At 38.7% G+C, this 14,238-nt stretch carries 12 protein-coding genes; 1 reads left to right on the top strand and 11 read right to left on the bottom strand.

The window, feature by feature from the left end:
* Positions 1 to 63 precede the first annotated feature (63 nt).
* The 7 genes from QUF94_RS16350 to QUF94_RS16380 form a co-directional block, all read right to left on the bottom strand.
* Complete coding sequence (locus QUF94_RS16350) at positions 64 to 1,062, bottom strand: TauD/TfdA family dioxygenase (protein ID WP_289316784.1); 999 nt, start codon at positions 1,060 to 1,062, stop codon at positions 64 to 66.
* Positions 1,063 to 1,223: 161 nt separating this feature from the next.
* Complete coding sequence (locus QUF94_RS16355) at positions 1,224 to 2,525, bottom strand: MFS transporter (RefSeq protein ID WP_289316785.1); 1,302 nt, start codon at positions 2,523 to 2,525, stop codon at positions 1,224 to 1,226.
* Between the two features lie 94 nt (positions 2,526 to 2,619).
* Positions 2,620 to 3,675, bottom strand: a complete 1,056-nt coding sequence (locus tag QUF94_RS16360; RefSeq protein WP_289316786.1) for a TauD/TfdA family dioxygenase — start codon at positions 3,673 to 3,675, stop codon at positions 2,620 to 2,622.
* A gap of 33 nt (positions 3,676 to 3,708) precedes the next feature.
* Positions 3,709 to 5,229 (bottom strand): long-chain-fatty-acid--CoA ligase, encoded by a 1,521-nt coding sequence (locus QUF94_RS16365; protein WP_289316787.1) that lies wholly within the window; start codon positions 5,227 to 5,229, stop codon positions 3,709 to 3,711.
* 442 nt (positions 5,230 to 5,671) lie between these two features.
* Positions 5,672 to 5,974 (bottom strand): hypothetical protein, encoded by a 303-nt coding sequence (locus tag QUF94_RS16370; protein ID WP_289316788.1) that lies wholly within the window; start codon positions 5,972 to 5,974, stop codon positions 5,672 to 5,674.
* A gap of 176 nt (positions 5,975 to 6,150) precedes the next feature.
* Complete coding sequence (locus QUF94_RS16375) at positions 6,151 to 7,401, bottom strand: ABC transporter permease (protein ID WP_289316789.1); 1,251 nt, start codon at positions 7,399 to 7,401, stop codon at positions 6,151 to 6,153.
* A complete protein-coding gene (locus QUF94_RS16380; RefSeq protein WP_289316790.1) occupies positions 7,394 to 8,293 on the bottom strand; it encodes an ABC transporter ATP-binding protein in 900 nt (299 codons plus the stop codon). Before QUF94_RS16380 ends, QUF94_RS16375 begins: the two co-directional genes overlap by 8 nt.
* Before the next feature lie 433 nt (positions 8,294 to 8,726).
* On the opposite strand from QUF94_RS16380, the gene QUF94_RS16385 reads away from it, so the two are divergent.
* Positions 8,727 to 9,485, top strand: coding sequence for a GTP cyclohydrolase II (locus QUF94_RS16385; RefSeq protein ID WP_289316791.1), 759 nt, complete (start codon positions 8,727 to 8,729; stop codon positions 9,483 to 9,485).
* A 575-nt stretch (positions 9,486 to 10,060) separates the two neighbouring features.
* Here the strand turns inward: QUF94_RS16385 and QUF94_RS16390 are convergent.
* The 4 genes from QUF94_RS16390 to QUF94_RS16405 form a co-directional block, all read right to left on the bottom strand.
* Positions 10,061 to 10,288 (bottom strand): hypothetical protein, encoded by a 228-nt coding sequence (locus QUF94_RS16390; RefSeq protein WP_289316792.1) that lies wholly within the window; start codon positions 10,286 to 10,288, stop codon positions 10,061 to 10,063.
* Positions 10,289 to 11,389: 1,101 nt separating this feature from the next.
* Positions 11,390 to 12,403 (bottom strand): bifunctional metallophosphatase/5'-nucleotidase, encoded by a 1,014-nt coding sequence (locus QUF94_RS16395; protein ID WP_289316793.1) that lies wholly within the window; start codon positions 12,401 to 12,403, stop codon positions 11,390 to 11,392.
* A 47-nt stretch (positions 12,404 to 12,450) separates the two neighbouring features.
* Positions 12,451 to 12,678 (bottom strand): twin-arginine translocase TatA/TatE family subunit, encoded by a 228-nt coding sequence (gene tatA, locus QUF94_RS16400; protein WP_289316794.1) that lies wholly within the window; start codon positions 12,676 to 12,678, stop codon positions 12,451 to 12,453.
* Between the two features lie 57 nt (positions 12,679 to 12,735).
* Complete coding sequence (locus QUF94_RS16405; protein WP_289316795.1) at positions 12,736 to 14,181, bottom strand: alkaline phosphatase PhoX; 1,446 nt, start codon at positions 14,179 to 14,181, stop codon at positions 12,736 to 12,738.
* Positions 14,182 to 14,238: the final 57 nt, after the last annotated feature.

Here is a 14,238-nt window from a genome sequence, read left to right on the forward strand (position 1 = left end):
TTCATCATTTTCGTTGAATAAAATCACCATACAAGAAATATTGGTGATTATTATCACCGGTTTTTATCTAATTACAGGTGCTCCTCCTATATAAAACTCGAAACCTGGGGCAATTTTTCGGCCATTTGGCATCATGAGCCACAATCTTAATAAATGACGTTTGCGGTCATCTTCTTCATAATCCACAAATAGTGTCCGTGAATGAAAAACGGTATAATTATTAACGAATTGCATATCACCCGGTTCCATCATCATATCAATATGAAAGTTTTTATCAGCAGTAAGGGAATCTATAAAATTAAATGCTTCGATTTCCTCTTTCGACAAAGAGATACCTGTTTTCGTTTGTGCTGATTCGACATATTGACGCATATATCTGCAGCTTAATTTACCATCATAATAGCTAAAGATCGGTGATGGAACTACTGGAGATTGACCTGGTGCTTCTTCCCCACGAAGATCATGGGCAAATGGACGATAGAGAATTTCAAGGTACTCTGGGTGATTATCCAAAACTTCATTATAGATAGACATCGCACTAGCGATACTGCTTAAACCGCCAGATTTCGCTTTACGAAGACATAGTAATCCGACAACATCAGCGAGATCTGTGTGATAGTCAAGACGTACATTCGTTTGGTAACCTCTTACTTTTGTATTATCATTAAAGTCTTTACCCATGTTTTTGATATTCCCTAAGAGTTCACCCTTTTTTCCTTGAATGATCGGTAGGCCCAAGTGAAGTCCAAGACCCCAGTAAATGATACTAGCTTCATCGTCGGTATATTGATCCATTGGTAATCCACGAATCAATATAAATCCTCTCCCATTCTCCAGCTCGTCAACAAAATAAGTAATTTCATCAGCGAGATCAGGAATTGGGAAATCCACCTTGTTAAAATTGGGTGCCTTTAACCCTTTTTGTTGAACATGTAATACAGCCTTGTCAAGAGCTGCAAGGGTTTTCTCTGACAAATAATAAATCCATGAATCATCTTTTGCTAGTTCGATACCTTTCCACGCTGAACGCCCTTGAATTTTTTCCTTTAAAATAACGGACATACATATTCCTCCTTTATATTTGTTATATCGCTGTAATTGACCGAATATTTTGAATTTGTTATTCATGGTACACTTATTAATTATTAATTAAATGAAATTATCATTTGTAACTTAATTAAGTTAGATTAATATAATCTTACTAAGAATCTTTCAATCTACATTTATATCTCTTTAATACTCACTTGCTCATCTGTTTCAATTATTGTGTGGCTTTCCTTTGCGGGACGTACACCGATCCAAAACAATAATCCGATAATGAGCATCCCTAAAGAAGAGGCTTGAAATGCGTATCCGTATCCGATAGCTTCAGTCGCTGCATTTTGAATAAGATAGCCAAATACGAGTGGAGCAATAATACTTGTAGTACTCGCAAGTGCAATGAACGTCCCTTGTGCCTTTCCAATATTCTGGGGAGAAAAAAACTCCATCAATATTGCGGGTGCGAGTGAAAGAATGACATACGCAAAACCCGGAGCAAGGGTGAAGAACAATATGGACATCGCCGTGGAATTCGCGGCATTTGCTAGGTATAAGCATAGAGCGGATAACATCATCGTTAAACCGGCAAGATTTATTCGTGCTTTGCGAATATCTCTGGTTTTACGATAGAGCCGATCTGATAGAATGGCAAATCCTAATTGGAAAAAGGCTGCAAAAAGAAAAGGTAAAGAAACGGCTAATTTTAATGTTTGACCATTAAAATGTTGAATTTTGGTAAAATAGGCTGGTAGCCATACCGCTTGTACGGACAATAACCAATAGGCACCCCCCCCGCACAAAACGATTAGAATAAAATTTTTAGATAATAGATGCGGAAGAAACTGACTCCAAGAAACTTTAGAGAGGCTGGATGATTGCTGCTCCTTTTGCTGTATCGACGGCCAGCCGATTTCTTGAGGACTTTCTTTACCAAAAATCATCCATAAAACCAGCACAATCAATCCTAGAATACCCATCGCTATAAATGCAGATCTCCATCCATAATGATCAATCAAGGAGATTAATAATGGTGAAGCGATCGCAGATCCCCCTGTCGTTCCTAATAGAACCGCACCAAAGCCGATGCCGTGCCTATGTTTCGGGAACCATTTTCCCATGATTGCCGTGGATAGAGCGGGGGCAGGACCTTCACCAGCTCCCAAAATCATTCTGGTTAACAAAAGCATAGACAAACTGCTAACGAAAGGGGTGAAAAATTGAACTATCAACCAAATCAATGACATCCAAGTTAACATTTTTTTCGTGTTTTTTGAATCGGCCAAGCCGCCAAGAATAATAGAGGAGAAGGTAAAGAACCAAAAGAAAGAACTTCCTACGACTCCCCATTGAGATGGACTTAAATGTAACTCTTTCATTAAAGGAACGGAAACCAATCCAATAATTATTTTATCCACTTGGTTGATCATCCCGCTAAGAACTAGAAATAATAAGATAATCCAAGAATATTTTGGAGTCCTTGTCATGTAAATCTCCCCACGTTTTCCTATATAAGGAACACCTTTTTCTGAACTCTGAAAAGGTGTTCCCACTCGTTCTTACTAAACGTTTTATAAAAAATCACTTCAGGGTTTCTACAATACCGCCTGAAGTTGTTTTACGTTGCGGTACACCGCCGCGACCTGGTTTACCCGTATTCTCATCAATAAACATCGCGAATTCCGGGGAAATTTCCCGACCATTTGGCATCGTGAGCCACAATCTTAAAAGATGACGTTTGCGTTCCGGCTCTTCATAGTCTTCGAATTGAGTACGTGAGTGAAGAATCGTATAATTATTGACGAACTGCATATCCCCTGGCTCCAACATCATGTTATAATGTAAATTCTCATCATGAAGGAGGGAATCCAGTAAGTCTAATGCTTCAATTTCCACTTTTGACAATTGGATGCCAGTTTTTGCTTGTGCTGATTCGATAAATAAACGGACATATCTACAGCTCAGTTTACCATCATAATAATTAAAGATTGATGATGTAAATACTGGAGGTTCTCCCGGCGCTTCCTCTCCACGGCGATCAAAGGAAAATGGACGACAGAGAACTCCTAGATATTCTGGGTTCTTCTCCAGAATTTCATTGTAAACAGTCATCGAACTGATGATACTGCTGTGACCTCCAGATTTCCCTTTTCGCAGGCTTAATAATCCAACAACATCAGATCCATCAGCATGAAATGGAAGATGCAGTTTCGTTTGGTAACCACGTACATTAGAATTTTCTAAGCTAAAACCTTGATCTTTGACATGCCCTAAGAGGTCACCATTTGCGTTTTGCGATACCGGAATGCCCATGTGAAGTCCGAGACCCCAGTAAATGATGCTTGCTTCTTCATCTGTATACCTTTCAATAGGTAATCCACGAATTAATAGGAACCCTCTCCCATTCTCCAGCTCTTCAACAAAGTAAACGATTTCTTCATATATATCAGGAATCGGAAAATCCTCTTTGTTAAAATCAGGTGCTTTTAAACCCTTTTGTTTAACATGAACTAAAGCGTTCTCAAGAGAGGCAATCGTTTTTTTAGACAAATAATAAACCCATGAATCATCTTTAGCCAGATCAGTGCCTTTCCACGCTACTTGCCCTTTAACTTTTTCCTTTAAAATGGTTGACATAATTAATCCCCCTTTAATAAGTTGGTTCATTTCTTACTTCACTTCAGTCAATTCTCTTAACTCTCTGCGCAAAATCTTCCCTGTTGAGTTCTTAGGCAGCTCTTTAAAAAATTCTACTCTTTTAGGAAGCTTGTACTTCACCAGTTTATCCTGACAGAATTGGATAATGTCATTCATGGTGATCTGCTCATCCTTAACTACGACAAAAGCTTTAACACTTTCTCCGTATTCCCCATCTGGAACTCCGATTACGGCCGCCTCTACCACAGCAGGATGTTGATACAGGACTTCCTCCACTTCACGAGGATATACATTGTAGCCTCCAACAATAATAATGTCCTTCTTGCGGTCAACAATGTAGATGTATCCTTCTTCATCCATTGTTGCGAGATCACCAGTGTAAAACCACCCGTCATTAAAAGCAGCTGAAGTAGCTTCCGGCATCCCAAAATATCCCTTCATTACATTTGGCCCTTGAACAACTAATTCTCCGACTTCTCCTCTCGGCAATTCTTTTCCTAACACATCTACAACTTTGCTTTGGACAGCTGGAATATTCAAGCCGATAGAACCTGGCTTGCGAGTTCCTTTTAAAGGATTAATAGCGACAAGAGGAGCAGTTTCCGAAAGCCCATAGCCTTCCAAGATAGAAACATTAAACTTGTTTTCAAATTTATGCAGCAGCTCTGCCGAAATTGAGGCACCTCCAGAGATACACATGCGAATAGATTGGCAATCCTCCGCAATCGCTTCAGGCAATTGATTGATAAAACTGTACATCGTAGGAACTCCAGCAAACACGGTTGCCTTTTTTTCTCGAATGGTGCTGACCACGTCATGAGGGCTGAATTTAGGCTGGATCAGGACTGTTGCCCCACAAGCAATTGGCGCATTCAGACAAATTGTCATACAGAATACATGGAACATTGGCAGAACAGCTACGACACGATCTTTAACATCGAGTTCTAGTAATTTTGAAATGGAGTCCGCATTTGAAGCCAAGTTCCGATGCGTTAACATTGCACCCTTTGGTTTCCCGGTTGTTCCTGATGTGTATAGAATGACTGCAAGATCTTCATCATCAATGTAAGGGCTTCCACAAGCATTAATGCTTGTGCTTGTTTCCATGAGATGCTCCCATGTTGACTCCTGATCCTCGGCTTCGGTATAAACCACAAGCTTCAGATTTTCCAATTGCTTTTTTACTTCTGATAACATCGGTTCTACAGATACATGAGTAATGACCGCTTTGGCTTGACAATTGTCTAATAAGTAGTTGATTTCCCCTTGGGTATAAAAAGGATTGATCGGAACAACAAATGCACCAAGCCGTAAAATACCGTAGTACGCAATGAGAAATTCAGGGCTATTTCCTAAAATAAGAGCCACTCCATCTCCCTTCCTGATTCCTTGTACATACAGACCAGCAGCCAATTGATCCACCTTCTGATTTAGTTCTTGATAAGTAACACTTTTATCTCCATAGATATAAGCGATACTTTCTGGGAAATTACTTGCGCTTCTTTTTAGATTTTCGTTTAAGTTATAACTCATTAAATGAATTCCACCCCTTTTCTCACATAGGAGGCATTGAATACCTACTATTTTGAATATTTAAACTATTATTACATTTTAAGTATACTCATAAATTATAATTAAATAAAATTAAAGATTTTAATCTGTATGTAAGTATTAATAATATTAAAAAGGAACTTCAGGAAAACAGAAGGGCTAATTCGATGATCTCTCCATCTACTTCTAAATAAAAAAACACAGCCCCAGTAAAGTGAACTACGCCTCATTTTTCGGACAGTATAACAAAGCGCCTATGCGGCTAATAGGTGGTCCCGGTATTGTACCGGGGCTTACACCTATTGAAACAGAAAAAAACCCGGATAAGGGACACTTTTTTATGTGTGTCCGTTATCCGGGGTATAGTTCATGTTTCCTCAGCGTTTTTATTTTCATTTAATTTAAAGATTCCAAAATGTGATACTTACTGTTCTTTTGAAATATTATTATTCCTTTTCTTTTTCACTAAAAGAATGATGGCAATGATAAAGGCTACAACGCTATATATCCAGGTAAACATAAAGGCAAGGCCCAATCCGATATTTGCATCCATATAATCATTTTTCACATGATCTATGGCTAAATATAGAAGCGGTGCACCTCCAATGATGAGCAGGATGACAAAGAGAACATTCATTTTCGGATTCCTGGTTGATAAAATAATAATGATGAAAGATAGCAAGAGAAACGCTTCTGAAGCTATCGTCAAAGTTACTGTATTACTCATGATAATTCACTCCTAATCATGGTTGCATAAATGAATTCATTTTACATGTGTTCCCTTATATCTATGTTACTTTTCGTTCCTTTTTCATTAATCTCATAATATTTTTTATTTGAATGGTATTATCTTATTAAAAAACCTGAATACCTCCAACAGGAAATGAAGGATTCAGGTTTATTTTAATTTTTCTTTGATAATTGCAGGGCATTCTTGATGCTTTTCAGTGATTTTGAGCTGCCGTACATCAAGACTCCGCCACGATAGATTTTTGCTCCGATTATTCCAAGTAAAACAATGGTTAGAATTAACACTGCAATGCTGATGGCGATTTCCCAGAATGGAACATCAAGCATGCCTACGCGCAAGAACATGATCATAGGCGTGAAAAATGGAATGAATGATGTTATCGTAATATAACTCGCTGACGGATTCCCCAGTCCAAACATCGCAATCATGAAGGCAATGACAACTAACATGGTCATCGGTGAAATCATTTGCTGGACATCTTCAATTTTGCTGACAACGGACCCAAGGCATGCCGCAAGAGTCGCGTACAGAAAATAACCAAGCAAAGCGAAAATGATTGCATAAATGATCGTTGAGATATCGGTGCTGCCGAAACCAAAAAACGAGAAGAATCCTTCATCCATTCCTGTCAAGTTTTGTTTAATCGAGAAATAACCCACTCCAAAAAATAAAATCATTTGAGTAAGACTAAGCAAGGCAACACCCATTATTTTGGCAAACATCTGTGTGACTGGCGGAACACTTGAAATCAGGATTTCCATGACTCGGGATGTTTTCTCAGTAGCCACTTCCATGGCAATCATCGTTGCATACATCAACACACCGAAGTAAATGACAAATAGGAGCACATACACGAGACCGCGTGCCTGATTGAGATCCTCTTCCGTTTTTGCATTTTTCTGAAGCGCAATCGTATCAAATGCTGGTGGCGTATTCAATTGAGCGATTTGCTGCTCTGTCAAATTCAATTCCTTCGCAGTTATTTGACCCTTCAATTGGGTAAGCGCTAAAAGCAAATCATTACTAACCGCAGAATCTGAAATTTGATTCGCTTTATACGTTCCCTTGAAGCCTGGGGCATCATCCTTTTCGATTACCAGATACCCAACGATTTCTTCTGCGCTGACCATTTCCTCCGCTTTCTTTTCATCCTGGGCGGATATGATCGAGATTCCATCGTTCACACCTGCTACCGCATTTTTATATGAATCAAATAAGCCAGCTTCAGTCTGATCGATGACGGCAACCTTTTCCTGATCATCACTATCGAATGAATCTATAAGTTTCGAAATATTCGTAAGGACAAGAATCAATGCCATCATAATGATTGTAGAAATGATGAAGGATTTCGTTTTTAATTTTGATAGATATGTATGGGAAAGGACAATCCAAAATTTATTCATAGACAGCACCTACTTTTTCAATGAAAATATCCGTCAGCGATGGTTCTTCCAATTCGAATTTCCGAACGAAACCCCTTGGAACAAGATCACGAATCATGTTCTCAGCTACATCTTCACCAGTGACTTGAAGAATTTTCCCTTCCATCGTGTTCTTAACTTTTGTTACACCTGAATAAGTATCCAAGAAAGATAAATCAAAATCAGCTTTAATTGACACATTTTTTTTACCAAAAGAACGCTTAATTTCTTTTAATTTACCAGCCACAACGGGGGAACCTTTATGCATGATGCAAAGATGCTCACACATCTCCTCAACATGCTCCATGCGATGGCTCGAGAAAACGATCGTAGTGCCTCCGTCCTTTAAGTCGATGACCGCTTTCTTCAGTATTTCCACATTAACCGGATCCAGACCACTGAAGGGTTCGTCAAGGATAAGTAATTCAGGTTTATGAATCATGGAGGCAATCAGCTGGATTTTTTGCTGATTTCCCTTTGAAAGCTCTTCAACTCGCTTGTCGATATACTCGGGGACCATAAATCGGTCCAGCCAATACTCCAACTCTTTCAAGGCATCCCGTTTGTTCATCCCTCTTAATCTTGCCAAATACACAATTTGATCGCGCACCTTCAGTTTTGGATATAGCCCTCGTTCCTCGGGAAGATAGCCAATCAATGAACTGGTCGTATAATCTATTTTCTTACCATCCCAGACCACTTCCCCTTCAGTGGGGTCAAGCAGGCCGAGAATCATCCGGAACGTGGTCGTTTTCCCCGCTCCATTCCCACCTAAAAAACCGAACATTTCTTTCTCGGGAATAGTTAAATCAAGATGATTGACAGCTGTGAAATCCCCGAACTTTTTCGTAACTTGATTGATTTGTAAAGCCAATGTATAACCTCCTAATATATGATTCTTATCCCATGTTAACGGAAAGGTTTTCCAATTTCAACTATCACCAAGGACCAAATAACTCCTTTTCACCTTCGATTATATGCATGTTCCAGAAAAAAATTTCACTATCTAGCCCCTTGAATAAAACAAAGGGTACAAACTGCAGTTCTGCGTCATTGAGGTTGTTGTATGAGTTTTTGTTCAAGTTTTACAGTATATAGATAGGGTTTTTCACACCAAAAAAGGGATTTTTGCTCTTGTCTTTCGCTGTTGTTAAATTTGGGAAATTTTTCTTCTATTTATAAAAAGATTCACAAAGAATGGATTGGGTACAATATGAAAAGAACTATTAAGCGTAGGATAAATTGTCCAAAATATTATTTTGCCAAACAATATACTAAATATTTTGAAGCAACAGGAGGAAGTTTATATGATTAATGAAAAAGTGGCTTTGATATTAGAGGATAAAATTAACGTTATTAAAAGTGATGAAACATCCATTTATTTAGTCGGACCTATCAAATTACCCGTTAACTTAGAGGGCGAAACAATTACATTCCAATGGTATTGCTGGTTAAGATGTGAGAATATGGCAGGTCATTTTTGTAATGAAGGCTCTTATAATATAGAAAAGATCATTGAAACTTTAGCCTCTTCAAACTTAGCGGAAATGCAGCAATCGAGTGTGTTACTGTATGGAGATTTTCAAAGTTCCTCCGATGCCCTTATCCGGATGCATAGTATTTGTCATACTGGGGATATATTTGGCAGCAAACGCTGTGATTGTGGCTTTCAATTAAAGCAGGCTATGAAAATGATTGCGACTCATGGATCTGGTGCTTTATTTTATTTAGCGAATCACGAAGGAAGAGGCATCGGATTATTCAGTAAAGCCATGGCTTATGTTCTGCAAGAAAAAGGCTTGGATACGGTGGAAGCGAATTTGGAGCTTGGATTTGTAGATGATGCACGTAACTATGATGACGCCATTCGAGTGTTAAAAAACCTGCGCTCTAATCCAGTGACTCTTATCACCAACAATCCGAGAAAATTAGAAGCCCTTCAAAACTCAGGTGCCAATGTTGCAGGCAGAGTTCCGTTGTGGGGAGATATTTCCGAGTTTAATGAAAAATATTTAAAAACTAAAGTCGTACGTTCCGGTCATTTAAAAGATATTAAAAATGAATGACTGATTTATTTCATATGAAATTGGTTATACCCCTGAATAGGTTTATACGAATCCGAATTGTTGGAATAACCAGGGGAACCACAAGAATTGTTGAATGTATCCTGTAAATATCCTTAAAAAAATCATTTGTCATGGAAATCAAATGGGTAAAAGAGTATTTGATAAAAAGTAAGAAAAGATTTTCGATTCGACCAACTAGTTGTTGAAGAAGAAATTTATTCCATAAAGACACTTCCAATACAGAGTTCCTCACAATGTCATTCAATTCAATCGCAGATTTTTGGATGAATTATAAAAAAAGAGGGCATATCCCTCCTCTTTTTATATCATATTATATGTTGTTGTTATATACCCTATGTCCAAATAGCTACAAGTTTGATGACCTTACCTTCCTTATTTGCTTATGCTGCTCAGGAATGGGAATCATATAACAATTGTGGTGGTCCTGCCAAATCGCAGTGATTCCTTGTCATTATTTCTTTATTAAAAATTGGATTGTAGAAATCTTTTAATTGAAGAGGAGCTTGAGTTAAATTAATAAAGAAATCCTTAATGTTTTTCCTAACTCTTCTCTGTTAATTTTGGACTTTTCCATTAATGACAACACGCTTCCCATTTGTAGGTTGCTTTATCATCCTTCCATCCTTGATGTATACAGTGTAAGTATTATTGACTTTAGCATCTAATCTTGCTAGGTCTCCCATTCCTGCTATGATATTTTTGACAGCTTCCTTCTTCAGATTATTCATAAATTGCTTTTTCCATTGTTCCCGTTTGTTTTTTTGTTTATTTTCATCAACCATCAGGATCCCATCCTTCTTGTTTGATTTATGCCTTCTCCGATATTAGTGTATTATTTTTTTATCATCTTGTTACACATATGCTTTTCCTTATTGTGTTCTTTTTATAACATAAAAGAGTTCACCCTAGTGATAACAAGAAAAGAAAATACATAAAAACAGGATGCAACGGAAAGTTGCACCCTGTCTGAAAAAGGGGTTTGCTTCATTTCGAATCAGCATAAATTCTCTGCGATAAACACCTCATCTACATTAGAGTAAATACTGGTATCTGACTAGAGTTTACCATCCAAAGCAACCATCCCCTATATCTTAAAAGTATTATCAACTTTCAAAGCATAAATGACAATTATTGAATGAGTTTTCTGCTTTTAAGTGCAAGAGAACCATCTCCTTGCTCGAATCGATTTTTTAATGAAGCTTCCAGTAGTTAAGTTAAACGTCTTTAACCGACACCTCATTTACTATATGATGTGAATCATACGTAATCACTAGCCCCTTCTTCTTTATTTATTATGACCATCAGCGGGCAAAATATAATTGGTTGTTTATGGATATCGAGAATTGTTTAAAATCAGGTTATCTCTATATGAATGAACTCATTAGTACTATTTCAATCGATTTTCAGCAAATAAAAAAGACTGCACCGTCTACACAAATCGAAAAGGAATAAATTATTTTTCACTCCGATTATTTAGGAACTTTTGTAGATGAATAAAAGCCTATAGTGATTCATTAGTTAAGGAGATTTTTATTTGTTCCATTATTTACGGAATGGAATGGGTCTTCTTTGGTATTGTCTTTTTTATCAGTTAAAGAAGTTTATTTTCATGGTAATTTAAGTAAAATCCTTCACAATCTCCATGGCATAAAAAAACTAACGAACCTTTTTAATTAAGTAGCGGAATTAAGCTAAAGGACACAGATAAAATCTACACTAAGCTCGACCGTGGAAAGTGAGGGAAATGATCAAAAATAAAAAGGCCGCCAGTCAGTTAGTTTTCACTGACTTTCTGGCCCCCCCCCTTGCATTCCATAATTAAGAAACGACAAAGCGAATAACCTCGCTTTGTCCATACCTCAATTATGAAGACTTTATTTGGATTATTGCGCATTCAACTCTGCACGATAATCGTCTATAATCGCTTGTATCTCCGGATCTGCCGGAACATTTGTGACGTCGTAGAGGAATCCATCGGATTCGACCAACGTCATTTTGCCGTCAACGACTTCAAAAGCCAAATCCAGGCGGCCCAAATAATGTTCTTGTTCTCCGCCGGCTTGAGTAATTGGCACCATCACCTCTCCGTTGAATTCGTATTCGGGAGTTTTGATGACCTTGTGTGTATCTGCGCCGATTACCGCCGAAACTCCGGGAACCTGAGCCAGCTTATGGTCTTCAGGGTTTCCGGCATGCGAAAGGACAATGTTAATGTCCGACTTTTCATTCACTTCAGGAAGCAACGCATTCAACGCTTCAACCGGTTCGATGAAATCGAGATCTGCTACATCATCCCAACCGCGAATTTCCGGCTTCATCGAAGTAAGGCCGATCATGCCGACTTTAACGCCAGTGAAGGTATAACTCTTCCAAGGCTTGACATTCTGTATGTACTTTCCTGTTTCCCTGTCAATGACATTACCAGTAAGGATGGGGAAATCCACGTTGCGGTGGTAATCCTTTAACTGTTCATAACGGCTGTCCGGTGTGCCCTCTCCGGCAGGGTAAACGCGGAAATCGTTGTTTCCGAGAGCCATCGCATCATAGTTCAAAGTTTTCAAAAGAGACGTCTCCAACTCACCTTGACCCGCCTGAAACTCGCCGCGCAGGAAGACATCCCCGCCATCGACGAGAAGAACATTCTCCTCTTCATTGCGCACATTTTCAATGATGGTGGCATATTTCGCAATAGAATTGTGATGAACGGTTCCATCATCCAGCGTGACGATGTCATCCAAATGACCATGAAAGTCATTCGTCTGGAGAATGGTGAGTTCAAACTTCTCTCCCTCCTTGAGCTTTTCCTCCGCATCTGCCGTAACGGGCATTCCGACGAAAGCGGCAGCCATCGCCAGCGAAAAGCAGCCCGTCAATAAATTATTTTTCATTTTATTCATACTATTTCCTCCAAGCAATGACGCTATTAAATTGTAAAACAAGTTATTTAGTTTCCAGTCTTTTCGGATTTTTCAAGCGCTACTAGTTTATTTTTTTCTTCAGAGTTAGTTCTTTCCTCTTTGTCATTGCTGATCAAATCATTTGTTGCTTTTTTAAATTCTTTTAAAGTGTTTCCAAAAGACCTTCCAATTTCCGGTAATTTAGAAGGACCAAAAATGATTAACGCAATGACTAGAATGAGAATTAATCCAGGAATGCCAATGCTAGATAACAAACGTCTCACCTCCTATACAATGATGGTTTGTTAGTACTTAAAAAATGCGATCATTACTTATAAAATTGGCATACCATGACGTTCTAAAGCTGCTGCTTCTAATAAAGACATGCCTTGTTCTTCTGCGAATGCAGTAAGTTTATCCGAAACAACAGGAGCAAGACTAGCTGGCGGTAGAGCCTGGTTCATAGCTCGTCTACGGGTAGAATTTCTGCGTGCAAATGGTCCCCAAATCGCAAAGGTGATACCTGGTGTTTGCATATTTACAAAGAAAGTATTTCCATCTGGAGAAAATGTAGGGCCAGCAAATTCAGAACCATTCATCATATTTTCAGCGAAAGTATAAATTTTTCCGTCAGGAGTTAATCCGACAATACGGTCATTACCGCCACCATCTTCGGCGATCCAAAGATCTCCCCAAGGTGTGATTGTAATGTTATCTGGTGCTTCTAAATCATTTTTATCAGTAGACTCATAGAATAGTTCTAAGATATTTGTCGCTGGCGTGTAGCGATAAACACGGCCAAGGCGTGCTGAACCTGCACTTGTATCATCAAACCATAAAGTACCTTCAGAAAAATAAGCCCCTTCTAAGCGGCTAAACTGAATACAGCCTTTATCCTTAGCATCTTGCTGTGCGATTTCAGGATTTAATTTTTTCCAAACGATCCCGAATTTTTGTCTAGTACTAAATTGACTTGCAGCTGCAGCTGGTAATTCATCAATCGCTGCTGCTTCAAGGGTACCGCCCTTTTGAAGGGAACCTAGCTTTTGGCTTCGGTCATGTGGTGTAAAACGGTACAAGAAGCTTGGACTTGCGTCTTCCGTTAAATACCAAATTCCTGTTGAAGGGTCAACATGCCCAGCTTCATGGGAGAAATAACCCATATCACGGATCGGTGTTCTTGACATTTCGTTTTCAGGATCAAGCGGATTTACTTCAAATACAAAGCCATGTCCCATATCACGAGTTTCTTCCATTGTTAACCAAGTACCCCAAGTCGTAGCTCCACCCGCACAGTTACGGATTGTACCTGAACTTGATACATACTGATCAATGACATTGTTATTTTGTCCAACGATTAATGTGGTTGTGCCGCCGGCAGCACCAGCGCTCCAAGGTTTTTTTCCGTTTACAGGGTAATCTGAATTTGTTCCATTTTCATGGTTTCTTACAAGAATGGTTGTACCCTTCTCTCCTTTATAGGCAGCCATTCCATCGTGAGCAGAAGGGACAAGGTCACCATTAGGCATGATATCACCAGTTCGTGAAAGCATTTTGTAATGAAATCCCCTTGGTAGATCAAGAACTCCATTTGGATCCTTTACTAGTGGGCCATATCCACCAAATCCGCTTGTTGGATTGCTAGATTTCGCTGCAAATCCTTTTGTATTTCCCGCAAGAGAAAATAGCCCCGTTGAACCAAGTGTTAATGCTAAAGTACTCATTCCACCGACTTTTAAGAAATTACGTCTGTTTAAACCGCTATTGCTAGATATCATCAACATTACCTCCAAATTTTTTTTGAGGAATGCTATATTCCTAATAGCAAACTCTAC

This window comes from Peribacillus sp. NJ4, assembly GCF_030348345.1.
GTDB lineage: Bacteria > Bacillota > Bacilli > Bacillales > DSM-1321 > Peribacillus.

Bases quoted from the DNA above. Each gene is read 5' to 3' on its own strand.
- QUF94_RS16370 (WP_289316788.1), bottom strand. From the start codon at position 5,974: ATGAGTAATACAGTAACTTTGACGATAGCTTCAGAAGCGTTTCTCTTG.
- QUF94_RS16355 (WP_289316785.1), bottom strand. From the start codon at position 2,525: ATGACAAGGACTCCAAAATATTCTTGGATTATCTTATTATTTCTAGTT.
- QUF94_RS16390 (WP_289316792.1), bottom strand. From the start codon at position 10,288: ATGGTTGATGAAAATAAACAAAAAAACAAACGGGAACAATGGAAAAAG.
- QUF94_RS16360 (WP_289316786.1), bottom strand. From the start codon at position 3,675: ATGTCAACCATTTTAAAGGAAAAAGTTAAAGGGCAAGTAGCGTGGAAA.
- QUF94_RS16375 (WP_289316789.1), bottom strand. From the start codon at position 7,401: ATGAATAAATTTTGGATTGTCCTTTCCCATACATATCTATCAAAATTA.
- QUF94_RS16365 (WP_289316787.1), bottom strand. From the start codon at position 5,229: ATGAGTTATAACTTAAACGAAAATCTAAAAAGAAGCGCAAGTAATTTC.
- QUF94_RS16350 (WP_289316784.1), bottom strand. From the start codon at position 1,062: ATGTCCGTTATTTTAAAGGAAAAAATTCAAGGGCGTTCAGCGTGGAAA.
- QUF94_RS16385 (WP_289316791.1), top strand. From the start codon at position 8,727: ATGATTAATGAAAAAGTGGCTTTGATATTAGAGGATAAAATTAACGTT.
- QUF94_RS16395 (WP_289316793.1), bottom strand. From the start codon at position 12,403: ATGAATAAAATGAAAAATAATTTATTGACGGGCTGCTTTTCGCTGGCG.
- QUF94_RS16405 (WP_289316795.1), bottom strand. From the start codon at position 14,181: ATGATATCTAGCAATAGCGGTTTAAACAGACGTAATTTCTTAAAAGTC.